22 protein-coding genes and 1 other annotated feature are annotated in these 22,616 nt (G+C 56.8%); of the genes, 15 read left to right on the top strand and 7 right to left on the bottom strand.

The genetic code is table 11. From position 1 onward, the window contains the following. Positions 1-40: 40 nt before the first annotated feature. From yidC to rpmH, 4 genes are read right to left on the bottom strand one after another with little or no spacing between them, the layout of a single operon-like run. Positions 41-1,684 (bottom strand): membrane protein insertase YidC, encoded by a 1,644-nt coding sequence (yidC, locus tag AC3WOK_RS19460; protein WP_059311592.1) that lies wholly within the window; start codon positions 1,682-1,684, stop codon positions 41-43. Positions 1,685-1,686: 2 nt separating this feature from the next. Continuing rightward, positions 1,687-1,944: a membrane protein insertion efficiency factor YidD gene (gene yidD / locus AC3WOK_RS19455; protein ID WP_001307474.1), complete on the bottom strand. Its 258-nt coding sequence runs from the start codon at positions 1,942-1,944 to the stop codon at positions 1,687-1,689. Beyond that, positions 1,908-2,267 carry a ribonuclease P protein component gene (gene rnpA / locus AC3WOK_RS19450; protein WP_032640303.1) on the bottom strand — a complete coding sequence of 120 codons (360 nt, stop codon included), beginning with the start codon at positions 2,265-2,267 and terminating at the stop codon, positions 1,908-1,910. The genes yidD and rnpA overlap by 37 nt, the downstream gene beginning before the upstream one ends. A 16-nt stretch (positions 2,268-2,283) precedes the next feature. Then, entirely contained in the window at positions 2,284-2,424 is a 141-nt protein-coding gene (gene rpmH / locus AC3WOK_RS19445) for a 50S ribosomal protein L34 (RefSeq protein WP_000831330.1), read from the bottom strand. Between the two features lie 600 nt (positions 2,425-3,024). On the opposite strand from rpmH, the gene dnaA reads away from it, so the two are divergent. From dnaA to gyrB, 4 genes are read left to right on the top strand one after another with little or no spacing between them, the layout of a single operon-like run. Further along, positions 3,025-4,419: a chromosomal replication initiator protein DnaA gene (gene dnaA, locus AC3WOK_RS19440; protein ID WP_047347422.1), complete on the top strand. Its 1,395-nt coding sequence runs from the start codon at positions 3,025-3,027 to the stop codon at positions 4,417-4,419. Positions 4,420-4,423: 4 nt separating this feature from the next. Continuing rightward, positions 4,424-5,524, top strand: coding sequence for a DNA polymerase III subunit beta (gene dnaN, locus AC3WOK_RS19435; RefSeq protein ID WP_010426557.1), 1,101 nt, complete (start codon positions 4,424-4,426; stop codon positions 5,522-5,524). Next, positions 5,524-6,597: a DNA replication/repair protein RecF gene (gene recF / locus AC3WOK_RS19430; RefSeq protein ID WP_032648574.1), complete on the top strand. Its 1,074-nt coding sequence runs from the start codon at positions 5,524-5,526 to the stop codon at positions 6,595-6,597. The genes dnaN and recF overlap by 1 nt, the downstream gene beginning before the upstream one ends. Positions 6,598-6,625: 28 nt before the next feature. Then, on the top strand, positions 6,626-9,037 hold the full coding sequence (gene gyrB / locus AC3WOK_RS19425) for a DNA topoisomerase (ATP-hydrolyzing) subunit B (protein WP_447854853.1): 2,412 nt from the start codon (positions 6,626-6,628) through the stop codon (positions 9,035-9,037). 32 nt (positions 9,038-9,069) lie between these two features. Here gyrB and AC3WOK_RS19420 read toward each other — a convergent pair whose 3' ends face one another. Next, positions 9,070-10,005, bottom strand: a complete 936-nt coding sequence (locus AC3WOK_RS19420) for a LysR family transcriptional regulator (protein WP_059311590.1) — start codon at positions 10,003-10,005, stop codon at positions 9,070-9,072. A 110-nt stretch (positions 10,006-10,115) separates the two neighbouring features. On the opposite strand from AC3WOK_RS19420, the gene AC3WOK_RS19415 reads away from it, so the two are divergent. The 8 genes from AC3WOK_RS19415 (at position 10,116) to AC3WOK_RS19380 (ending at position 18,311) form a co-directional block, all read left to right on the top strand. Next, the gene (locus AC3WOK_RS19415; protein WP_492354984.1) at positions 10,116-11,141 is read left to right on the top strand and encodes a zinc-dependent alcohol dehydrogenase family protein; all 1,026 of its coding nucleotides are present in this window, start codon (positions 10,116-10,118) and stop codon (positions 11,139-11,141) included. A 114-nt stretch (positions 11,142-11,255) separates the two neighbouring features. Further along, positions 11,256-12,068: a sugar-phosphatase gene (gene yidA, locus AC3WOK_RS19410; protein WP_492354983.1), complete on the top strand. Its 813-nt coding sequence runs from the start codon at positions 11,256-11,258 to the stop codon at positions 12,066-12,068. Positions 12,069-12,294: 226 nt separating this feature from the next. Further along, positions 12,295-12,984, top strand: a complete 690-nt coding sequence (gene dgoR / locus AC3WOK_RS19405; protein ID WP_003861109.1) for a D-galactonate utilization transcriptional regulator DgoR — start codon at positions 12,295-12,297, stop codon at positions 12,982-12,984. Beyond that, positions 12,981-13,859: a 2-dehydro-3-deoxygalactonokinase gene (locus AC3WOK_RS19400; protein ID WP_063431022.1), complete on the top strand. Its 879-nt coding sequence runs from the start codon at positions 12,981-12,983 to the stop codon at positions 13,857-13,859. Before dgoR ends, AC3WOK_RS19400 begins: the two co-directional genes overlap by 4 nt. Then, positions 13,843-14,460: a 2-dehydro-3-deoxy-6-phosphogalactonate aldolase gene (locus tag AC3WOK_RS19395; protein WP_492354982.1), complete on the top strand. Its 618-nt coding sequence runs from the start codon at positions 13,843-13,845 to the stop codon at positions 14,458-14,460. The genes AC3WOK_RS19400 and AC3WOK_RS19395 overlap by 17 nt, the downstream gene beginning before the upstream one ends. After that, positions 14,457-15,605 carry a galactonate dehydratase gene (gene dgoD / locus AC3WOK_RS19390; protein ID WP_447854857.1) on the top strand — a complete coding sequence of 383 codons (1,149 nt, stop codon included), beginning with the start codon at positions 14,457-14,459 and terminating at the stop codon, positions 15,603-15,605. Before AC3WOK_RS19395 ends, dgoD begins: the two co-directional genes overlap by 4 nt. Positions 15,606-15,692: 87 nt before the next feature. Next, complete coding sequence (locus tag AC3WOK_RS19385; RefSeq protein ID WP_173829319.1) at positions 15,693-17,030, top strand: MFS transporter; 1,338 nt, start codon at positions 15,693-15,695, stop codon at positions 17,028-17,030. A 51-nt stretch (positions 17,031-17,081) separates the two neighbouring features. Further along, a complete protein-coding gene (locus tag AC3WOK_RS19380; protein ID WP_492354981.1) occupies positions 17,082-18,311 on the top strand; it encodes a YidR family protein in 1,230 nt (409 codons plus the stop codon). On the opposite strand, the gene AC3WOK_RS19375 is transcribed toward AC3WOK_RS19380, so the two are convergent. Beyond that, positions 18,308-18,640: a YceK/YidQ family lipoprotein gene (locus AC3WOK_RS19375; protein ID WP_047347433.1), complete on the bottom strand. Its 333-nt coding sequence runs from the start codon at positions 18,638-18,640 to the stop codon at positions 18,308-18,310. The two genes, AC3WOK_RS19380 and AC3WOK_RS19375, sit on opposite strands and share 4 nt — an antisense overlap. Before the next feature lie 248 nt (positions 18,641-18,888). After that, positions 18,889-18,960, top strand: a sequence feature (ROSE (Repression Of Heat Shock gene Expression) occurs in the 5'-region of heat shock genes and acts as an RNA thermometer to modulate expression.). Here AC3WOK_RS19375 and ibpA point away from each other — a divergent pair. The 3 genes from ibpA to AC3WOK_RS19360 all read left to right on the top strand — a co-directional run bounded on the left by ibpA (position 18,954) and on the right by AC3WOK_RS19360 (position 21,805). Continuing rightward, entirely contained in the window at positions 18,954-19,364 is a 411-nt protein-coding gene (ibpA, locus tag AC3WOK_RS19370; protein WP_010426546.1) for a small heat shock chaperone IbpA, read from the top strand. (Overlaps the previous feature by 7 nt.) Positions 19,365-19,500: 136 nt before the next feature. Beyond that, complete coding sequence (gene ibpB, locus AC3WOK_RS19365; protein ID WP_059311582.1) at positions 19,501-19,929, top strand: small heat shock chaperone IbpB; 429 nt, start codon at positions 19,501-19,503, stop codon at positions 19,927-19,929. A 214-nt stretch (positions 19,930-20,143) separates the two neighbouring features. Then, positions 20,144-21,805, top strand: a complete 1,662-nt coding sequence (locus tag AC3WOK_RS19360; RefSeq protein ID WP_063957983.1) for a putative transporter — start codon at positions 20,144-20,146, stop codon at positions 21,803-21,805. Here AC3WOK_RS19360 and AC3WOK_RS19355 read toward each other — a convergent pair. Further along, entirely contained in the window at positions 21,773-22,519 is a 747-nt protein-coding gene (locus AC3WOK_RS19355) for a GntR family transcriptional regulator (protein WP_061096706.1), read from the bottom strand. The two genes, AC3WOK_RS19360 and AC3WOK_RS19355, sit on opposite strands and share 33 nt — an antisense overlap. Positions 22,520-22,616 lie beyond the last annotated feature (97 nt).

Genomic DNA, 22,616 nt, shown 5'->3' with positions numbered 1-22,616 from the left:
GGTCAATCGACCGCCCTTATTTTAGCGTTAACTTAACGGATCAGGACTTTTTCTTTTCGCGGCTATGCAGGCCACGTTTTTCCAGACCACGGTAAATCAGCTGCTGCTGGATGATGGTCACCAGGTTGCTGACGATATAGTACAGCACCAGACCTGACGGGAACCACAGGAAGAACACGGTGAAGATGACCGGCATAAAGGTCATGATCTTCTGCTGCATCGGGTCGGTCACGGTGGTTGGCGACATCTTCTGGATGAAGAACATCGTCACGCCCATCAGGATCGGCAGGATGTAGTACGGGTCCTGTGCAGACAGGTCGTGGATCCACAGTGCGAACGGCGCATGGCGCAGCTCAACGGAGCCCATCAGCATGTAGTACAGCGCAAGGAAGATTGGCATCTGAATCAGCAGCGGGAAGCAACCACCCAGTGGATTTACTTTCTCTGCTTTATACAGGGCCATCATTTCCTGGCTCTGACGCTGTTTGTCATCGCCCAGACGCTCACGCATCGCCGCAATCTTCGGCTGCAGCATACGCATCTTCGCCATGGAGGTGTACTGCGCTTTAGTCAGCGGGTACATGATGCCACGAACGATGAAGGTGATAACGATGATGGAGAAGCCCCAGTTACCCAGGAAGCTGTGGATGAACTTCAGCAGCTTGAACAGCGGCTGAGAGATGAACCACAACCAGCCGTAATCGACGGTCAGATCCAGGTGCGGCGCAACAGCGGCCATTTTGTCCTGAATTTCCGGGCCGACCCACAGGGTGCTTGCCATCTTACCGGTTTGACCCGGCTGAACCAGAACCGGCTGGGATTTGTAGCCGATGGCTGCAAGACCGTTACCCAGGTTCGCGGTATAGAAGTTGTTGGTACCGTCGTTATTTGGCACCCACGCAGTAGCGAAATACTGCTGCAGCATTGCCACCCAACCGCCTTTAGCACTGACGTTCAGGTTTTCGTTATCGGCAATGGTGTCGAATTTGTATTTCTCATACTTCGCGTCTGGCGTGGAGTACGCCGCGCCACGGAAGGTATGCAGCGCAAAGTTGCTGCTTCCGGTGTCACGGTGAGACGGCAGATTGATGGACTGCTTCAGCTGGCCAAAGGTCGACAGTTCCAGCGGTTTCGCACTGGCGTTCTGTACGCTGTAGCCCACGTTCACTGCATACTCACCGCGTTTCAGGGTGAAGGTTTTGGTGAACGTGTTGCCTGCGGCGTCGGTGTAAGTCATCGGAATAACGAGTTCGTTCTGACCATCAGCCAGCACAAAGGTGTCGTTCTCGACGTTATACAGTGGACGCGCACCGTTAGCCGGGTTATCCGGGCCATCACGACCGGTCAGGCCGCTTTGCGCCTGGTAGATAAACTCAGGCGTGGTTTCCAGTAACTGGAACGGTTCGGAAGACTTCAGCTCTTTCGGGTAGGTCAACAGCAGTGCCTGCTCAACATCACCACCACGGGTGTTGATTGTCAGCTCAAGCACATCGGTCTTAACCGTAATCTGTTTCCCCTGGCCACTGGCCGGTACGCCCTGGTCGGCGGCGCTACCCGCTGCGGTGGTCGTAGTCTGCGTGGTCTGCTGCTGGGGTTGAGGATTTTTATCCTGCTCCCATGCCTGCCAGATCATGAAAGACACGAACAACAAAGCGATGATAAGAAGATTGCGTTGCGAATCCATCGTTAGTGTTCTCTGGTATCAAAGGGTCCTGGGGGGACGGGGTCGTCTCCACCGGGGTGTAAAGGGTGGCATTTTAATACGCGTTTCACCGTCAACCAACTGCCTTTTATCACTCCAAACCTGCGCAATGCCTCAATTCCGTAGCTTGAGCATGTTGGTGTGAAACGGCAGTGCGGCCCGAGTAGCGGACTAATCAGGCGTTGATAGACCCGAATGAGGGCTATCAGGACCCGTGAGCCAGGCGACAGTGGCGGCGCCATAATTTTTCCAACGCTTCCGAGAGAGCACGGTTATCGAGGTCGGCAACCCCTTTTTTAGCCACCACCACGAAATCCATAGAAGGCAGTTCGTGCTGACGTAAACGGAAGCTTTCACGCGTCAGACGTTTAATCCGATTGCGTTCATGCGCACGCTTAACGTTTTTCTTGGCGACTGTGAGACCGATGCGGGGATGCCCCAGCGAATTTTGGCGGCCGAGGATGGTGATTTGCGGCGTGCCAGCCCGTAATGGCTGCTGGAAGACGAAAGTGAAATGAGCGGGAGTTAACAAACGTAACTCCCTGGGAAATGCTAGCTTAACCACTCAGGGGTTAGCTTTATTACTTGGAAACGGTCAGACGAGCGCGGCCTTTAGCACGACGACGTGCCAGAACCTGACGACCATTTTTAGTAGCCATACGAGCACGGAAGCCGTGAGAACGGTTGCGCTTCAGTACAGACGGTTGAAAAGTGCGTTTCATGGCGATTTCTACCTAAACTTGAATAAATTCACTGACTTTTGCGTATACCCGAACGAGTTTCGAACGACTAACGCCTCAGCGTGGGTGATTAAAGAGGCCGGATTGTAATAATTGTACACTCCGGAGTCAATTCTCTTTCCTTATTTCCCGCGTATTTCCGCACGTTTTCGCGTGGAAAATGAGCAACGGACGACGCAGGAAGATGAGCATCACGCGCCGGGTCGAGGATTATACGGCCTCGCCAACAAAGCGCAAGGATCGTCCCGGATCTTCGTTAGATCATTTAAGCAATAAATTGTCTGTGCTCATTAATTTTTCCAATATGCGGACTAAATCGCGGGGCACTCGCGCCAGGATCGTTTACACTTACCCGGTTCCGGATCTTCCTGTGGATAAATCGGGAAGAATCTGTGAGAAACAGAAGATCTCTGGCTCAGTTTAGGCTATGATCCGCGGTCCCGATCGGGATCCAGCGATCCAGGCCGGGTATAACCGCAGATAGCGGTTCGCACATCACCCTTTTGCACAGGGTCATGTCGATGTGCGCCAACAATCATGAATATTCAATAGTTTTCTTTTATTGTTCGAGTGGAGTCCGCCGTGTCACTTTCGCTTTGGCAGCAGTGTCTTGCCCGATTGCAGGATGAGTTACCAGCCACAGAATTCAGTATGTGGATCCGCCCGTTGCAGGCGGAACTGAGCGATAACACGCTGGCTTTGTATGCGCCAAACCGTTTTGTGCTCGATTGGGTAAGGGACAAATACCTTAATAACATCAATGGACTGCTGAACGATTTCTGCGGAACAGACGCCCCGCAGCTGCGCTTTGAAGTGGGCACAAAGCCGGTCACCCAAACCGTACGTGAAACCGTGAACGTGGCTGCGCCTGCTCAGGCCGCACCCGCGCCGGCCCCTCGCGTCGCACCCGCTCGTCAGGGCTGGGATAATGTCCCGGCTCCGGCTGAGCCAACCTACCGCTCTAACGTTAACGTGAAACACACGTTCGATAACTTCGTTGAAGGTAAATCGAACCAGCTGGCGCGCGCGGCGGCTCGCCAGGTTGCTGATAACCCCGGTGGGGCCTATAACCCGCTGTTCCTCTATGGCGGCACGGGTCTGGGTAAAACGCACCTGCTGCATGCGGTGGGCAACGGCATTATGGCGCGCAAGCCCAATGCCAAAGTGGTGTATATGCACTCCGAGCGCTTCGTTCAGGACATGGTAAAAGCCCTGCAAAACAATGCGATCGAAGAGTTTAAACGCTACTATCGTTCCGTTGACGCCCTGCTGATCGATGACATTCAGTTCTTTGCCAATAAAGAACGATCGCAGGAAGAGTTTTTCCACACCTTCAATGCGCTGCTGGAAGGCAATCAGCAGATCATTTTGACCTCGGATCGTTATCCAAAAGAGATCAACGGCGTTGAAGATCGTCTGAAATCCCGCTTCGGCTGGGGCCTGACCGTGGCGATCGAGCCACCGGAGCTGGAAACCCGCGTCGCGATCCTGATGAAGAAAGCCGATGAAAACGACATTCGCCTGCCGGGTGAAGTGGCGTTCTTCATCGCCAAGCGTCTGCGCTCCAACGTGCGTGAGCTCGAAGGGGCACTGAACCGCGTTATCGCCAATGCCAACTTTACCGGTCGTGCGATCACCATCGATTTTGTGCGTGAAGCGCTGCGTGATTTGCTGGCATTGCAGGAAAAACTGGTCACTATCGACAATATTCAAAAGACGGTGGCTGAGTACTACAAGATCAAAGTGGCAGATTTACTGTCTAAACGTCGTTCCCGCTCGGTGGCGCGCCCGCGTCAGATGGCGATGGCGCTGGCAAAGGAGTTAACCAACCACAGTCTGCCGGAAATCGGGGATGCGTTTGGTGGCCGTGACCATACGACCGTGCTGCACGCCTGTCGCAAGATTGAGCAGTTACGCGAAGAAAGCCACGACATAAAAGAAGATTTTTCCAATCTAATCAGAACATTATCATCGTGACGCTATGAAATTTACCGTTGAACGTGAACATTTATTAAAACCGCTGCAACAGGTGAGTGGCCCATTAGGTGGCCGCCCAACGCTGCCTATTCTCGGAAACCTGCTGCTTCAGGTCGCGGACGGTACGCTGTCGCTGACCGGTACAGATCTGGAAATGGAAATGATCGCGCGCGTTACGCTGACTCAGCCGCACGACGCGGGCGCGACCACGGTTCCGGCACGTAAATTCTTTGATATCTGCCGTGGGCTGCCGGAAGGCGCTGAAATCGCCGTGCAGCTGGAAGGTGACCGTATGCTGGTGCGCTCTGGCCGCAGCCGTTTCTCGCTCTCCACGCTGCCCGCTGCCGACTTCCCGAACCTGGACGACTGGCAAAGTGAAGTTGAATTCACCCTGCCGCAGGCGACGATGAAGCGTCTGATTGAAGCCACGCAGTTCTCCATGGCGCATCAGGACGTTCGTTACTACTTAAACGGCATGCTGTTCGAAACCGAAGGTGAAGAGCTGCGTACCGTAGCCACCGACGGCCACCGTCTGGCGGTCTGTTCAATGCCGATTGGCGACTCGCTGCCAAACCATTCGGTGATCGTGCCGCGTAAAGGGGTGATTGAGCTGATGCGTATGCTCGACGGTGGCGACACGCCGCTGCGCGTGCAGATCGGCAGTAACAACATCCGCGCACACGTGGGTGATTTTGTCTTCACATCGAAGCTGGTTGACGGTCGTTTCCCGGATTATCGCCGCGTATTGCCGAAGAATCCGGACAAAACGCTGGAAGCAGGCTGCGATAGCCTCAAGCAGGCCTTTGCCCGCGCCGCGATCCTCTCTAACGAGAAATTCCGCGGCGTGCGCCTGTACGTGAGTGAAAACCAGATCAAAATCACTGCCAACAACCCGGAGCAGGAAGAGGCAGAAGAAATTCTGGACGTCACCTACGCCGGAACCGAGATGGAAATCGGCTTTAACGTCAGCTACGTGCTGGATGTGCTGAATGCGCTGAAGTGCGAGAACGTGCGCATCCTGCTGACCGACTCCGTTTCAAGCGTACAGATCGAAGATGCCGCATCACAGTCGGCTGCCTATGTTGTCATGCCAATGAGACTGTAATGTCGCTCACCCGTCTGTTGATCCGCGACTTTCGCAATATCGAAAGCGCGGATCTCGCTTTATCCCCTGGCTTTAACTTCCTGGTTGGCGCAAACGGCAGCGGCAAAACCAGCGTGCTTGAGGCCATTTACACGCTCGGCCACGGTCGGGCGTTTCGCAGTTTGCAGATTGGTCGCGTCATCCGCCACGAACAGGAATCTTTTGTTCTGCACGGGCGTTTGCAGGGGGCGGAGCGGGAAACCGCCATCGGCCTGACCAAAGACAAGCAGGGCGACAGCAAGGTGCGCATCGACGGTACCGACGGTCACAAAGTGGCCGAGCTGGCATTACTGATGCCAATGCAGCTGATTACGCCAGAGGGGTTTACTTTACTCAACGGCGGCCCCAAATACAGAAGAGCGTTCCTCGACTGGGGATGCTTTCACAACGAAGCCGGTTTCTTTAACGCCTGGAGCAATTTGAAGCGCCTGCTTAAGCAGCGTAACGCCGCGTTGCGCCAGGTGACGCGTTACGCCCAGCTGCGTCCGTGGGATATGGAACTCATTCCTCTTGCGGAACAAATCAGCCGCTGGCGTGCCGAATACAGCGCGGGTATTGCCGAAGACATGGCCGATACCTGCAAACAGTTTTTACCCGAATTCTCTCTCACCTTCTCCTTCCAGCGCGGCTGGGAGAAAGAGACGGATTATGCCGAGGTGTTAGAGAGAAACTTCGAGCGCGACCGCATGTTGACCTACACCGCGCACGGCCCACACAAGGCGGATTTCCGCATTCGTGCCGACGGTGCGCCGGTGGAAGATACACTGTCGCGCGGGCAGCTCAAGCTCCTGATGTGCGCGCTGCGCCTGGCGCAGGGGGAGTTTCTTACCCGTGAGAGCGGGAGACGCTGCCTGTACCTGATAGATGATTTTGCCTCGGAACTTGACGACGCGCGGCGCGGGCTGCTTGCCAGCCGCTTAAAAGCCACGCAGTCGCAGGTTTTCGTCAGCGCCATTAGCGCTGAACACGTTATAGACATGTCGGACGAAAATTCGAAGATGTTTACCGTGGAAAAGGGTAAAATAACGGATTAACCCAAGTTGAAATGAGCGAGAAACGTTGATGTCGAATTCTTATGACTCCTCCAGTATCAAAGTCCTGAAAGGACTGGATGCGGTGCGTAAGCGCCCGGGTATGTATATCGGCGACACGGATGACGGCACCGGTCTGCACCACATGGTATTCGAGGTGGTAGATAACGCTATCGACGAAGCGCTCGCGGGTCACTGTAAAGACATCGTGGTCACCATCCATGCGGACAACTCCGTCTCCGTCACCGATGATGGACGCGGCATCCCAACCGGCATTCACCCGGAAGAGGGCGTCTCTGCGGCGGAAGTGATCATGACCGTCCTGCACGCAGGCGGTAAGTTCGACGATAACTCCTATAAAGTTTCCGGCGGCCTGCACGGCGTAGGCGTTTCAGTGGTTAACGCCCTGTCGCAGAAGCTGGAGCTGGTTATCCAGCGCGAAGGCAAAATTCACCGTCAGCTGTATACCCACGGCGTGCCGCAGGCTCCGCTGGCCGTCACCGGCGATACCGACAAAACCGGTACCATGGTGCGTTTCTGGCCGAGCCTCGAAACCTTCACCAACGTCACCGAATTCGAATACGACATTCTGGCGAAACGCCTGCGTGAACTGTCGTTCCTGAACTCCGGCGTCTCGATTCGCCTGCGCGACAAACGCGACAACAAAGAAGACCACTTCCACTACGAAGGCGGGATCAAGGCGTTCGTTGAGTATCTGAACAAGAACAAAACGCCAATTCACCCGAATATCTTCTACTTCTCCACCGAAAAAGACGGTATCGGTGTAGAAGTGGCGCTGCAGTGGAACGACGGTTTCCAGGAAAACATCTACTGCTTTACCAACAACATTCCACAGCGCGACGGCGGTACGCACCTTGCAGGCTTCCGTGCGGCGATGACCCGTACCCTGAACGCCTACATGGACAAAGAAGGCTACAGCAAAAAAGCGAAAGTCAGCGCCACCGGTGACGATGCCCGTGAAGGCCTGATTGCCGTTGTCTCCGTGAAGGTGCCGGATCCGAAGTTCTCCTCGCAGACCAAAGACAAGCTGGTCTCCTCTGAGGTGAAATCGGCGGTTGAGCAGCAGATGAACGAACTGCTGAGCGAATACCTGCTGGAAAACCCGTCCGATGCGAAAATCGTGGTGGGCAAAATTATCGATGCGGCGCGTGCTCGTGAAGCGGCGCGTAAAGCCCGCGAAATGACCCGTCGTAAAGGCGCGCTGGATCTCGCAGGCCTGCCGGGCAAACTGGCTGACTGTCAGGAACGCGACCCGGCGCTGTCCGAACTGTACCTTGTGGAAGGGGACTCCGCGGGCGGTTCTGCGAAGCAGGGCCGTAACCGTAAGAACCAGGCGATTCTGCCGCTGAAGGGTAAAATCCTCAACGTTGAGAAGGCGCGCTTCGACAAGATGCTCTCTTCTCAGGAAGTGGCGACGCTCATCACCGCGCTGGGCTGCGGCATTGGCCGCGATGAGTACAACCCGGACAAACTGCGCTATCACAGCATCATCATCATGACCGATGCGGACGTCGACGGCTCGCACATCCGTACGCTGCTGTTGACCTTCTTCTACCGTCAGATGCCTGAAATCGTTGAGCGTGGCCATGTCTACATTGCCCAGCCGCCACTGTACAAAGTGAAGAAAGGCAAGCAGGAGCAGTACATCAAAGACGACGAAGCGATGGATCAGTACCAAATCGCGATCGCGCTTGATGGCGCTACCCTGCACGCGAACTCTCACGCCCCTGCGCTGGCAGGCGAGCCGCTGGAGCGTCTGGTGTCCGAGTTCAACGCTACGCAGAAAATGATCACCCGTATGGAACGCCGCTATCCGAAAACGCTGCTGAAGGAGCTGGTCTATCAGCCAACCCTGTCCGAAGCCGATCTGAGCGACGAACAGACCGTAACCCGCTGGGTGAACGCCCTGGTGACCGATCTGAACGAGAAAGAGCAGCACGGCAGCATGTGGAAATGCGATATTCAGCAGAACGCTGACGGGCAGTTCGAGCCTATTATTCGCGTGCGTACCCACGGCGTCGATACCGACTACCCGCTGGAGCACGAGTTTGTGACCGGTCCGGAATACCGTCGTATCTGCGCGCTCGGCGAGAAGCTGCGCGGCCTGATCGAAGACGATGCGTTTATCGAACGTGGCGAACGTCGTCAGCCGGTAGCCAGCTTTGAGCAGGCGCTCGAATGGCTGGTGAAAGAGTCCCGCCGTGGCCTCGCAATCCAGCGTTATAAAGGCTTGGGTGAAATGAACCCGGACCAGCTGTGGGAAACTACCATGGATCCGGAAAGCCGCCGCATGCTGCGCGTCACCGTTAAAGACGCCATTGCTGCCGACCAGCTGTTCACTACCCTGATGGGCGATGCGGTTGAACCACGTCGTGCCTTCATCGAAGAGAACGCGCTGAAAGCGGCGAACATCGATATTTAATGTCGTTTCACTGCAAAACACAGGCCGCGCTTTTAGCGCGGCTTTTTTGTGGGCGCAGGCATATCCAGCGACAGCATTGACGGTAAACGGCTGGCGAGCGTATCGACGGCAATCCTGACTCTCAGCGGCAGATGCGGCGTCTGCCGCCAGACCGCATGAACGTCGAAGCGCACATCCGGCGCCTGCTTTAGCAGCGGGACAAGTTTTCCCTGATGAATTTCTCTGCTGGCCATCCAGCAGGGCAGCCACGCAATGCCGTGTCCGGCCAGCGCAGCGTCGCAAATCGCCTGCAAATCATCCATATTGAGCGATGAGCGGGGAGTAAAGGTGTGCGACGTCCCTTCGGAATCCATCAGCTGCCAGGACAACACTCTGCCTGCGCTCAAATAGTTAATGGCCGTATGCTGGGATAAATCATTAACGCTTTGTGGCTGGCCTTTCTTCAGCAGATACTCCGGCGCGGCGCACAGCACCATGCGGTGTTCTCCCAGCCTTCTGGCGACCAGCACGCTGCTGTCCTGAAGCGTGCCGTTACGCACCGCCATATCAAACCCTTCCTCGACGAGATCCACCACGCGATCGCTGAATGACATCTCCAGTTCAAGGCCGGGATGTTCCTGCGCCAGTTCTATCAGCAGCGGGGCGACACACTGGCGACCAAACAGTACCGGCATGGCAACGCGCAGGCGGCCGCTGACCTGCTGTTTGCCTGTTTCAAGCAGCGACTCAGCGCCCCGAATCTCCTCCAGCGCGCGCAGGCAGCGCTCATAAAAAAGCGCGCCGTTATCCGTCAGGCTCTGGCTGCGGGTGGTGCGTTGAAACAGGCGCACTCCCAGCCGCTGCTCAAGGCGAGCGATACTTTTTCCTACCGCCGAGCGTGACAAATGCAGACGAATGGCGGCCTGAGCAAAACTTCCTGCCTCAACGGCAGCCACAAATACCGGAATATCCTTTAGCGTATCGGTCATAGATTGTATCTGTTCTGGCATCAATTAAGAGAAAACTTATCGCCACTGGTGACCAGACGTCAACGGTAGACTGTCAGTACTAAAGCTTAATTGATGGCAGGAGAGAAAAAATGACAGAGACAATGCAGCGCTGGTCCATGAGCGCCCTCGGGCGCGAGAGCCTCAAACTCATTCAGGAACCTGTTCCACAGCCTGGCCCGGGCGAAGTGCGCGTACGGGTAAATGCCGTTGCGCTCAACTATCGCGATAAAATGGTGATTGAAGGCACGATGCCGATTCCGCTTTCCTTCCCGTTTACACCGGCGTCTGACATGGCGGGCGTGGTGGACAGCATCGGCGAAGGCGTTACGCGTTTCAAACCCGGTACGCGCGTCATCTCAACCTTCTTCCCTGAGTGGATCGACGGTAAGCCGCAGGCGGACGCGCGCAATCTGCCCTATAAAACGTCCGGCGGATACTTCCAGGGAATGCTGGCCGAGTATGTGATTGTGAAGGAAGACGCGCTGGTGGCCTCTCCGGAGACCCTGGATGACGCCGAGGCCAGCACGCTGCCCTGCGCAGGGCTTACCGCCTGGTTCGCGCTGGTGGAGCGCGGCCAGCTACGCGCCGGGCAATCGGTGCTGGTGCAAGGGACGGGCGGCGTGGCGATTTTCGCTTTGCAAATTGCCAAAGCGCACGGCGCAGAGGTGTTTGTCACCTCGGGGAGCGATGAAAAACTGGCGCTGGCTAAAAAGCTGGGGGCCAGCCATGGCATCAACCGTCTGAAAGGCGACTGGGCTGAAAATACGCTGGCGCTCACGCAGGATCGCGGCATCGACCATATTATCGAAACCGTGGGTGGGGAGAACCTGAAGCATTCCCTGCGCGCCGTTGCCGTTCATGGACGTATCTCGGTCATTGGCGTGCTGGCCGGGACGGACATTTCGCTGTCCGCTGGAGAGCTGTTGCTGAAATCCCCGGTTATTCAGGGGATTGGCGTTGGTCATCGCCGGGCGCTGGAAGATTTCGTCCGTGCCGTTGACGTCATGGGTCTGAAACCGGTGATTGAGCATCGCTACCGCTTTGATGAACTCGAACAGGCGCTCGAACATCTGGATCGCGGCGCGTTCGGTAAAATTGTTCTCACCCGCGAGTGAGTCGTCGTTCCCCGGGATGCGCGTAAAAGGGGTGTTTTGTTGCGCAAGGTAGCTCTATTTTTGTGGGCTTAATCGCGTTAGCATGAGGCAGCACTCATTTATCCCGGGGAACTCATGGCTATCAAACTCATTGCAATCGATATGGACGGCACGCTGCTGCTGCCAGACCACACTATCTCTCCAGCCGTTAAAAACGCGATCGCCGCGGCGCGCGCAAAGGGCGTGAATGTGGTCCTGACCACGGGGCGTCCGTATGCCGGCGTGCACAGCTACCTGAAAGAGCTGCACATGAATCAGCCTGGCGACTACTGCATCACCTATAACGGCGCGCTGGTGCAGAAAGCCGCGGACGGCAGTACCGTTGCGCAAACCGCGCTGAGCTACGACGACTACCTGTTCCTGGAAAAACTGTCCCGCGAAGTGGGTTCACACTTCCATGCGCTCGATCGCAATACGCTCTACACCGCCAACCGTGATATCAGTTACTACACGGTACATGAATCCTACGTGGCGACCATTCCGCTGGTGTTCTGCGAAGCCGAGAAGATGGATCCGGCCACCCAGTTCCTGAAAGTGATGATGATCGACGAACCCGAGATCCTGGATAAAGCGATTGCGCGCATTCCGGCTGAGGTAAAAGAGAAGTACACCGTGCTGAAAAGCGCGCCGTACTTCCTCGAAATCCTCGATAAACGCGTTAATAAAGGCACGGGCGTAAAATCGCTGGCCGATGCTTTAGGCATTAAGCCTGAAGAGATCATGGCGCTGGGCGATCAGGAAAACGACATCGCGATGATTGAATTTGCGGGCATGGGCGTGGCGATGGATAACGCCATTCCGACGGTGAAAGAAGTGGCTAATTTCGTGACCAAATCCAACCTGGAAGACGGTGTGGCCTACGCGATTGAGAAGTTTGTCCTGCAGTAATCGTTTTTTCATTTCATCAGCCTCGGTTATCAACCGGGGCTTTTTTTTACGCTGAATTTATTGAATTGTTCTTTTTGTGATCTGTATTGTAGTACAACATTATTTGATTGTACTACATTGTCGCTACGGCAAAGACGAACGCCCTCACGTTTGTACTGCAAAAGTGAGGTGAAATTCAGCGGTCGCGGTAAAGTAGTGATGGACATACAGAGCACAAGGACTCTCCATGACTCTCAATAAAACCGATCGCATCGTCATCACGCTGGGCACCCAGATTGTGGGGGGCAAATACGTTCCCGGTTCGCCGCTACCGGCAGAGGCTGAACTGTGTGAGGAGTTTGAAACCTCGCGCAACATCATCCGGGAAGTCTTCCGCTCGCTGATGGCGAAGCGGCTGATTGAAATGAAACGGTACCGCGGCGCGTTTGTCGCCCCGCGCAACCAGTGGAACTACCTCGATACCGACGTGCTGCAGTGGGTGCTGGAAAACGACTACGACCCGCGGCTTATCGGCGCGATGAGCGAGGTGCGAAACCTGGTGGAACCGGCCATCGCCCGCTGGGCGGCGGAACGCGCAACGTCAGGCGACCTGGCGCAGATTGAGTCGGCTTTAAACGACATGATCGCCAATAACCAGAACCGGGAGGCGTTCAACGAGGCGGACATTCGCTACCACGAAGCGGTGCTGCAGTCGGTGCATAACCCGGTGCTACAGCAGCTTAGCGTGGCGATTAGCTCGCTACAGCGGGCGGTATTTGAACGTACCTGGATGGGCGATGAGGCCAACATGCCGAAAACGCTCCAGGAACATAAAGCGCTGTTCGATGCGATACGGCATCAGGACGGCGATGCGGCAGAGCAGGCGGCGCTCACCATGATCGCCAGCTCGACACGAAGGCTGAAGGAAATCACATGACATCTCGCTACATCGCAATTGACTGGGGATCGACCAATCTGCGCGCCTGGCTTTATCAGGGCGAGCAGTGCCTGGAGAGCAGGCAATCAGAAGCAGGCGTGACGCGCCTGAACGGTAAATCCCCCGAGGCGGTGTTAGCAGAGGTCACACAAAACTGGCGCGATAGCGCCACGCCGGTGGTAATGGCGGGTATGGTCGGCAGTAACGTAGGCTGGAAAATAGCGCCTTATCTGCCTGTTCCTGCCCATTTCTCCACTATTGGCGAGCAGTTAACGTCCGTTGGCGACAATATCTGGATTATTCCCGGTTTGTGCGTCTCTCGCGACGATAACCACAACGTGATGCGCGGCGAAGAGACGCAGCTGCTTGGCGCGCGCATGCTTTCTCCTTCTTCTGCCTACGTTATGCCCGGCACCCACTGCAAGTGGGTCCAGGCTGACGCTGAGCAAATCCATGATTTTCGCACCGTGATGACCGGCGAATTACACCATTTGCTGCTCAATCACTCGCTGGTGGGCGCGGGGTTGCCCGAGCAGAAAACGTCCCCTGAGGCCTTTACCGCCGGTCTTGAGCGTGGCCTCGCCTCGCCTGATGTTCTGCCGTCTCTTTTTGAGGTTCGCGCCTCGCACGTGCTGGGAAGCCTCCCGCGCGAGCAGGTTAGCGAGTTTCTTTCTGGCCTGCTGATTGGCGCAGAGGTCGCCAGCATGCGTGATTTTGTCGCGCAGGGGCAGGCTATCACGATTGTCGCAGGCGCATCGCTGACCTCGCGCTACGAGCAGGCGTTCCGCGCCATTGGGCGCGATGTTTCAACGGTATCCGGCGACACGGCATTTCAGGCAGGAATAAGGAGCATCGCTCATGCAGTGGCAAACTGATCTTCCCCTTATCGCTATCTTGCGCGGCATTACGCCCGGCGAAGCGCTGGAGCACGTTGGCGCGGTTATCGACGCCGGGTTCGACGCGGTAGAAATCCCGCTCAACTCCCCGGAATGGGAAAAAAGCATTCCGGCGGTGGTGGAGGCCTTCGGCGATAGCGCGCTGATTGGCGCGGGAACCGTGTTACAGCCGGAGCAGGTGGACAGGCTGGCGAAGATGGGCTGCAAGCTTATCGTCACGCCCAACATTCAGCCTGAGGTGATCCGCCGCGCGGTGGGTTACGGCATGACCGTCTGCCCGGGATGCGCAACCGCCACGGAAGCCTTTACTGCCCTCGATGCGGGCGCGCAGTCGCTCAAAATATTCCCGTCATCGGCTTTTGGACCGGACTACATCAAAGCGTTGAAAGCGGTATTGCCTGCGAGCGTGCCGGTCTTTGCCGTGGGCGGCGTAACGCCAGAAAACCTGGGCCAGTGGATGAGCGCGGGCTGCGTGGGCGCGGGGCTGGGCAGCGATCTCTATCGCGCCGGACAGCCCGTGGAACGTACCGCGCAGCAGGCGAGAGCATTTGTGAAAGCGTATCGAGAGGCAGTGAAATGAGAATAACCAAACTTACCACGTACCGTTTACCCCCGCGCTGGATGTTCCTGAAAATCGAAACCGATGAAGGGGTTGTGGGCTGGGGCGAACCGGTGATTGAAGGGCGTGCGCGCACCGTTGAAGCCGCGGTGCATGAGCTGGGCGAGTACCTGATTGGTCAGGATCCAGCGCGCATTAACGACCTTTGGCAGGTGATGTACCGCGCGGGTTTCTACCGCGGCGGCCCGATCCTGATGAGCGCCATCGCTGGCATCGACCAGGCGCTGTGGGATATCAAAGGCAAAGTGCTGAACGCGCCGGTCTGGCAGCTAATGGGCGGCCTGGTGCGCGACAAAATCAAAGCCTACAGCTGGGTGGGCGGCGACCGTCCTGCGGAGGTTATCGACGGCATCACGCAGCTGCGCAACATCGGCTTTGACACCTTCAAGCTCAACGGCTGCGAAGAGATGGGCGTTATCGACAACTCGCGTGCGGTCGATCGTGCCGTGAATACCGTGGCGCAAATCCGTGAAGCCTTCGGCAACGAGATTGAGTTTGGTCTGGATTTCCACGGCCGCGTCAGCGCGCCGATGGCCAAAGTGCTGATTAAAGAGCTGGAGCCGTATCGCCCGCTGTTTATCGAAGAGCCGGTGCTGGCCGAGCAGGCGGAGTACTATCCGAAGCTGGCAGAACAGACCCATATTCCTATCGCGGCGGGTGAACGTATGTTCTCTCGCTTCGAGTTCAAGCGCGTGCTGGAAGCGGGCGGTATTGCGATTCTGCAGCCGGATCTCTCCCACGCGGGCGGCATCACCGAATGCTACAAAATTGCCGGGATGGCAGAAGCCTATGATGTGGCGCTGGCGCCGCACTGCCCGCTCGGACCGATCGCGCTGGCTGCCTGTCTGCACGTCGACTTTGTCTCCCGCAACGCCGTGTTCCAGGAGCAAAGCATGGGCATTCACTATAACAAGGGCGCGGAACTGCTCGATTTTGTGAAAAACAAAGAAGACTTCAGCATGGACGGCGGTTTCTTTAAACCGTTAACGAAGCCGGGCCTGGGCGTAGAAATTGACGAAGCCAAAGTCATTGAGCTCAGTAAAAACGCGCCGGACTGGCGTAACCCGCTGTGGCGTCATGAGGACGGCAGCGTAGCGGAGTGGTGATCGCCCTCCCGTAGGCCCGGTAAGCGAAGCGCCACCGGGCAATAAAAACGTACATACAAAAATATAACCCTCTGTAAATTACAGGGCATGGTGAGCGGCTTCGCTATGCCCAAAATCTGGAGACAGATTGCGATGGATATTCCAGTTACTGCAGCAAAAACCGGGCGTCGCCGCTACCTGACGCTGATCATGATTTTTATTACCGTGGTCATTTGCTATGTCGACCGCGCCAACCTTGCCGTGGCATCGGCCCATATTCAGGAAGAGTTTGGCATCACCAAAGCGGAAATGGGCTACGTCTTCTCGGCGTTTGCCTGGCTTTATACGCTCTGTCAGATCCCCGGCGGCTGGTTCCTTGACCGGGTGGGGTCACGTCTGACTTACTTCATCGCCATTTTCGGCTGGTCCGTGGCGACCCTGTTCCAGGGCTTCGCGACCGGGTTGATGTCGCTGATTGGCCTGCGCGCCATCACCGGTATTTTCGAAGCGCCGGCATTCCCCACCAACAACCGCATGGTGACCAGCTGGTTCCCGGAACACGAGCGCGCCTCCGCCGTTGGCTTTTATACCTCCGGTCAGTTTGTCGGTCTGGCATTCCTGACGCCGCTGCTGATCTGGATCCAGGAACTGCTGAGCTGGCACTGGGTGTTCATCGTCACCGGTGGGATTGGCATTATCTGGTCGCTGATCTGGTTCAAGGTTTACCAGCCGCCGCGTCTGACCAAAAGCATCACCAAAGCCGAACTGGACTACATCCGCGACGGCGGTGGCCTGGTGGATGGCGATGCGCCGGTGAAAAAAGAGGCGCGCCAGCCGCTGACCAAAGCGGACTGGAAGCTGGTCTTCCACCGTAAGCTGGTAGGCGTTTATCTGGGGCAGTTTGCGGTCACCTCCACGCTGTGGTTCTTCCTGACCTGGTTCCCGAACTATCTGACGCAGGAAAAGGGGATCACCGCGCTGAAGGCGGGCTTTATGACGACCGTACCGTTCCTGGCAGCCTTCTTCGGCGTACTGCTTTCCGGCTGGCTGGCCGATAAGCTGGTGAAAAAAGGCTACTCGCTGGGCGTGGCGCGTAAAACGCCGATTATCTGCGGGCTGCTGATCTCCACCTGCATCATGGGCGCCAACTACACTAACGATCCGGTGTGGATTATGACCCTGATGGCGCTGGCGTTCTTCGGTAACGGTTTCGCCTCGATCACCTGGTCGCTGGTGTCGTCTCTGGCACCGATGCGGCTGATTGGCCTGACCGGCGGCGTATTTAACTTCGTTGGTGGGCTGGGCGGCATCACCGTGCCGCTGGTTATCGGCTACCTGGCGCAGGACTACGGCTTCGGCCCGGCGCTGGTCTACATCTCCGCCGTGGCGCTGATCGGTGCGCTCTCCTACATTCTGCTGGTGGGCGACGTTAAACGAGTAGGCTAAATCCCGCTGATGTTTTACCCTGATGCGAAAACCGCGCATCAGGGTATCCTCATGAAACAAATCACCTTCGCTTCCCGTAACCACCAGCTCACCAATATCAATACCTGGACGCCGGACAGCCAGTGGCTGGTCTACGACGTGCGCCCGTCAGGCGCGTCGTTCACCGGTGAAACCATTGAGCGGGTTAACGTCCATTCGGGCGAGGTGGAGGTGGTTTATCGCGCCACTGACGGCGCGCACGTCGGCGTGGTGACCGTTCATCCTGCCCAGGAGAAATACGTCTTTATTCACGGCCCGAAAAACCCGGATACAGACTGGCACTATGATTTTCATCATCGCCAGGGGGTAATTGCGCATCACGGCCAGGTGAGCAATCTGGATGCGATGGATATCACCGCGCCTTACACCGCAGGCGCGCTGCGCGGCGGCAGCCACGTCCACGTCTACAGCCCGAACGGGCAGTTCGTCAGCTTTACCTATAACGACCATGTCCTGCACGCGCGCGACCCTAAGCTTGATTTACGCAACGTCGGCGTGGCTGCGCCTTACGGCCCGGTGAACCCGCAGGGGAACCATCCCCGTGAATATTCGGGAACCTTCTGGAGCGTGCTGGTCAGCCGCACGACGCCTAACCCACAGCCGGGCAGCGATGAAATCAACCGCGCCTATGAAGAGGGCTGGGTGGGCAACGACAGGCTGGCGTTTATCGGCGATACCCTTTCTGCGCAGGGTGAAAAAGTGCCTGAACTGTTTATCGTCGACCTGCCGGAAGACGAGCAGGGCTGGAAGCGTGCGGGGGATGCGCCGCTGCAGGGCACGGCAGAAACCCTGCCTGCGCCGCCAGCGGGGGTGATGCAGCGCCGGTTAACCTTTACCCACCAGAACCGCTATCCGGGTCTGGTGAACGTGCCGCGCCACTGGGTTCGCAGCAACCCGCAGGGGACGCAGATCGCGTTTCTGATGCGTGATGAAAACGGTACGGTTCAGCTGTGGTTAATCTCACCCGAGGGCGGCGAGCCGCGCCAGTTAACCCATACGGAGAGCGGCATCCAGTCTGCATTTAACTGGCATCCTTCCGGCAACTCTTTGGGGTTTGTGCTCGAAAATCGGATCGCCTGCTGCGACGCGCGGACCGGGAAGGTGACGTTTTTGACGTCCAGTCACGGCAATCCGCCGTCTGCTGATGCGGTGGTGTTTTCCCCGGACGGGCGCTTTATTGCGTGGATGGAGGAGACAGGCGGTTTCCGTCAGCTGTGGTTAACGGAAACCGCGCAGAACTAGCGTGGAGGCATTTCAGCGGGCGGGATGACGGCGTTTGTCGCCAGGTTTTCCTGCTCGCTTTTTTCTACCCGTGAGCGCACGGAGTTGTCCTTACGAAATATATCCCACGGCAGCAGAAGCGTATCCGCCACAGCCGTAAACGGCATATCCAGGATAACCAGGGATTTGGTGCCCCAGTTTGTATCGTCATCGGAGATCATTTCCGCGCTGGCACGGGTCCCCGGATATGTTCCTTCTTTACCGCCGGTGTGAGACATCACGCTCGAACACCCGCAAAGTAAAACTACCCCGCTGAACGTCGTCAGCTTTATCAGAACATTTTTCATCATCACTCAGTCATCGTTAATGGCACTGCATAGACCTGCAACTCAGGGTTATAGCGAGCCTTATCCAAAATGGATAGCCCGACAACCCCGCACTGTGGCAGCCATCGCAATTTAACCCTTTGTGCTGTTGTCCCAGTCTATGCGAGATGCACAAAAGTGCAAAAAAAAGTGCAGCCCTGGCGCTTGAAAAGCCCGGTTGCAGACCCATTTTAAGAATGTGGCCCGATAACGAACTCGCCTGATGGGTGTTCGGGGGCACAAAGGCCTGTCCATGGTGGAAGGCTACATTTTCTCGCTGATTTCAGGAGTTTTATTTATGCGTAACTTCGATCTTTCTCCGCTATACCGTTCTGCAATTGGTTTTGACCGCCTGTTTAACCATTTAGAAAATAACCAAAGCCAGAGCAACGGCTACCCTCCATACAATGTTGAGCTGGTTGACGAAAACCACTACCGCATCGCTATTGCCGTCGCCGGTTTTGCAGAAAACGAACTGGAGATCACCGCGCAGGACAACCTGCTGGTGGTGAAAGGTTCCCATGCGGCCGAGCAGAAAGAACGTACCTACCTTTACCAGGGCATCGCCGAGCGCAACTTTGAACGCAAGTTCCAGTTAGCCGAGAACATTCACGTTAAAGGCGCGAACCTGGTTAACGGCCTGCTGTTTATCGAACTGGAACGTGTGATTCCGGAAGAGAAAAAACCGCGCCGTATCGAAATTAACTAATTACGCGGGTCGCGTGAGCGGCCCACCCAGAATTGCTTGCCGTAACGGGAGCATATGCGAATCCATCAGGATTCGCAGGAACAACTGCGCACAAAATTAAACTGTGCCGAACTCGCTTCTCAGAAGGAGATTTAGTATGCGTAACTACGATTTATCCCCCTTACTGCGTCAGTGGATTGGTTTTGACAAACTGGCTAACGCCCTGCAAAGCAGCAATGAACAACAGACGTTTCCGCCGTACAACATCGAAAAAAGTGACGATAACCACTATCGCATCACCCTGGCGCTGGCCGGTTTCCGCCAGGATGACCTGGATATCCAGCTTGAAGGCACCCGTCTGACCGTGAAAGGGACGCCGGAAAAACAAGAGACCGAAACCAAATGGCTGCATCAGGGGCTGGTTAATCAGCCGTTTAGCCTGAGCTTTACCCTGGCAGACCATATGGAAGTGTCCGGCGCAACGTTTACCAACGGGCTGCTGCATATCGACCTGCTCCGCAACGTGCCGGAAGCCATCGCGCCGCAGCGTATCGCCATTAGCGAGCGTCCGGCGTTGAATAGTTAATCCGCTTTTTTGCCGGGTGGCGGCTGCGCCTTACCCGGCCTACCAAACCGGCCGATCCTGTAGGTCGGGTAAGGCGCAGCCGCCACCCGACAATACTCACAGACCGCACAAAGCCCTGCCCCGGCAGGGCTTTTTTGTGCGCCATCGCCCATACAACCGCCTGCGGCTCTGAGAGAATCCTTAACATAACTAAGGTTATGCAAGGAAGTGGATCATGAGTGATATCGCGTTAACCGTCAGCGTGTTGGCCCTGGTCGCTGTTGTTGGATTATGGATCGGTAATATCAAAATCCGCGGCGTCGGGTTTGGGATTGGCGGGGTGCTGTTTGGCGGCATTTTTGTCGGGCACTTCGCCGACAAGCTCGGGCTGGTCCTCAGCGCCGACATGCTCCACTTTACTCAGGAGTTCGGCCTGATCCTGTTCGTCTATACCATTGGCATTCAGGTGGGGCCGGGCTTTTTCGCCTCTCTTCGGGTCTCCGGTCTACGGCTCAACCTGTTTGCCCTCGGCATTGTGGTGATGGGCGGGCTGGTCACCGCGATCCTGCACAAAATCTTTGCTATCCCGCTGCCCGTGGTGTTGGGCATTTTCTCCGGGGCGGTCACCAACACGCCTGCGCTCGGCGCGGGCCAGCAAATCCTGCGTGACCTGGGTATCGAACCCGGCATTGTCGACCAGATGGGGATGAGCTACGCCATGGCCTATCCGTTTGGGATTTGCGGCATCCTGCTCACCATGTGGCTGGTACGCGTCCTGTTTCGCATCAACGTCGACAAAGAGGCGAAGGACCACGAAACGACGCTCACCAACGGCCATATGCCGATCAAAACCATCAACGTTCGCGTCGATAACCCCAACCTGAACAACATGGCGATTCAGGACGTGCCGATCCTGAACAGCGCCAATATTATCTGCTCGCGCCTTAAGCGCGACGAGATGCTGATGGTGCCCGCGCCGGGCACCGTTATTCAGCAAGGCGATCTGCTGCACCTGGTCGGCCAGCCCGGCGATTTAAACAACGCGCGGCTGGTGATTGGGCAGGAAGTGGATACTTCGCTCTCCACCCGCGGCACCGATATGCGCGTGGAGCGCGTAGTGGTGACTAACGAGCAGGTTCTGGGCAAGAAAATACGCGATCTGCAGGTGAAAGAGCGCTATGACGTGGTCATCTCCCGGCTTAACCGCGCTGGCGTCGAGCTGGTCGCCAGCCCGGAGGCGAGCCTGCAGTTCGGGGATATCCTCAACCTGGTCGGGCGACCGTCGTCCATTGACGCCGTCGCAGATATGGTGGGCAACGCCCAGCAAAAACTGCAGCAGGTGCAGATGTTGCCTGTGTTTATCGGCATCGGGCTTGGCGTGCTGCTGGGCTCCATTCCGGTGTACGTGCCGGGCTTCCCGGTCGCGCTCAAGCTGGGCCTGGCGGGCGGGCCGCTGATTATGGCGCTGATCCTCGGGCGTATTGGCTGCATCGGTAAGCTCTACTGGTTTATGCCGCCGAGCGCTAACCTCGCGCTGCGCGAGCTGGGCATTGTGCTGTTCCTGGCGGTAGTTGGGCTAAAATCCGGCGGGGATTTTGTCGATACCCTGGTCAGGGGGGAAGGGATGAGCTGGGTCGGCTACGGCATATTCATCACGGCGATCCCGCTGCTGACGGTAGGCATACTGGCGCGTATGTTCGCCAAAATGAACTACCTGACGCTGTGCGGCATGCTCGCGGGCTCAATGACGGACCCGCCCGCGCTGGCCTTTGCCAATAACCTGCACGCCACCAGCGGCGCGGCGGCGCTGTCCTATGCCACCGTCTACCCGCTGGTGATGTTCCTGCGCATCATCACCCCGCAGCTACTGGCGGTGCTGTTCTGGGGGATAGGCTAGTAAATCTTCCGGGTGGATGCGCCGCAGATGGTAGTCCACCTGGTAATCGCTGGTATTTCGGAACATGACGGAATAGTTGAGGAACTCGCCGCTGTCGCTGTAGGAAAGAGAGGTAATGCGCAGCAGCGGCGTCTGTTCCGGTAGATTCATATAGCCAGCCAGCTGTTTATCTGCCAGCACCGGCGTCAGGCTCTCGTAGTTGCCGCTGATGGTAATCCCGCACTCCTTCTCGATGTAATCAAACTTTGACCCTTCAAGATGCGCCAGAGAGAGGTTGCGGAACAGCTTCACCGGCATAAAGCTGTCCTCCAGCATCAGCGGCTTTCCGTCCACGTAGCGCACCCGTCGGGAAAAATAGATCCGCTCATCCACCTGAATCCGCAGCTGGCTGGCGATGGCGGGCGGCGCGGGCATCACTTCAAACTGCAGCACCTTGCTCTGTACCTCTTTCCCCTGCTGGCGCAGCACCTCCACCAGCCCGGTCAGGTTGGTGGTTTCGTGGTGAACGTCTTTACGCGAAACAAACGTGCCGCTGCCGTGCCGCCGCTCAACCAGACCCCAGCTCACCAGCAGATCCAGCGCCTTGCGGATGGTCATTCGCGCCACGCCAAACTCCTGCGCCAGCGCTTTTTCGCCCGGCAGCGGGCTGCCGATGTTGTAGTCCGACGAATTCAGCCGCAGCCGCAACCTGTCGGCGATTGATTTGTAGATCACCAGTAGACCTCTCTGCCCTTATCAGGGCGTGGATGGCGTCCTGACATGTCCATATTTACAGCAAAAAGTAGACCTGATTGGTCAAAATAAAACCATG

This window comes from Enterobacter sp. FW301-JW81 (assembly GCF_058788735.1).
The sequence above is the reverse complement of the archived record's forward strand: the minus strand, read 5'-3'. Positions and strand labels throughout refer to the sequence as shown.

Coding starts and splice junctions, on each gene's coding strand:
- AC3WOK_RS19380 (WP_492354981.1), top strand. CDS start 17,082: ATGAAACAAATCACCTTCGCTTCCCGTAACCACCAGCTCACCAATATC.
- dgoR (WP_003861109.1), top strand. CDS start 12,295: ATGACTCTCAATAAAACCGATCGCATCGTCATCACGCTGGGCACCCAG.
- AC3WOK_RS19360 (WP_063957983.1), top strand. CDS start 20,144: ATGAGTGATATCGCGTTAACCGTCAGCGTGTTGGCCCTGGTCGCTGTT.
- ibpA (WP_010426546.1), top strand. CDS start 18,954: ATGCGTAACTTCGATCTTTCTCCGCTATACCGTTCTGCAATTGGTTTT.
- AC3WOK_RS19420 (WP_059311590.1), bottom strand. CDS start 10,005: ATGACCGATACGCTAAAGGATATTCCGGTATTTGTGGCTGCCGTTGAG.
- yidA (WP_492354983.1), top strand. CDS start 11,256: ATGGCTATCAAACTCATTGCAATCGATATGGACGGCACGCTGCTGCTG.
- AC3WOK_RS19375 (WP_047347433.1), bottom strand. CDS start 18,640: ATGATGAAAAATGTTCTGATAAAGCTGACGACGTTCAGCGGGGTAGTT.
- ibpB (WP_059311582.1), top strand. CDS start 19,501: ATGCGTAACTACGATTTATCCCCCTTACTGCGTCAGTGGATTGGTTTT.
- yidC (WP_059311592.1), bottom strand. CDS start 1,684: ATGGATTCGCAACGCAATCTTCTTATCATCGCTTTGTTGTTCGTGTCT.
- AC3WOK_RS19385 (WP_173829319.1), top strand. CDS start 15,693: ATGGTGAGCGGCTTCGCTATGCCCAAAATCTGGAGACAGATTGCGATG.
- dgoD (WP_447854857.1), top strand. CDS start 14,457: ATGAGAATAACCAAACTTACCACGTACCGTTTACCCCCGCGCTGGATG.
- rpmH (WP_000831330.1), bottom strand. CDS start 2,424: ATGAAACGCACTTTTCAACCGTCTGTACTGAAGCGCAACCGTTCTCAC.
- recF (WP_032648574.1), top strand. CDS start 5,524: ATGTCGCTCACCCGTCTGTTGATCCGCGACTTTCGCAATATCGAAAGC.
- AC3WOK_RS19395 (WP_492354982.1), top strand. CDS start 13,843: ATGCAGTGGCAAACTGATCTTCCCCTTATCGCTATCTTGCGCGGCATT.
- dnaN (WP_010426557.1), top strand. CDS start 4,424: ATGAAATTTACCGTTGAACGTGAACATTTATTAAAACCGCTGCAACAG.
- gyrB (WP_447854853.1), top strand. CDS start 6,626: ATGTCGAATTCTTATGACTCCTCCAGTATCAAAGTCCTGAAAGGACTG.
- AC3WOK_RS19415 (WP_492354984.1), top strand. CDS start 10,116: ATGACAGAGACAATGCAGCGCTGGTCCATGAGCGCCCTCGGGCGCGAG.
- AC3WOK_RS19400 (WP_063431022.1), top strand. CDS start 12,981: ATGACATCTCGCTACATCGCAATTGACTGGGGATCGACCAATCTGCGC.
- yidD (WP_001307474.1), bottom strand. CDS start 1,944: ATGGCGCCGCCACTGTCGCCTGGCTCACGGGTCCTGATAGCCCTCATT.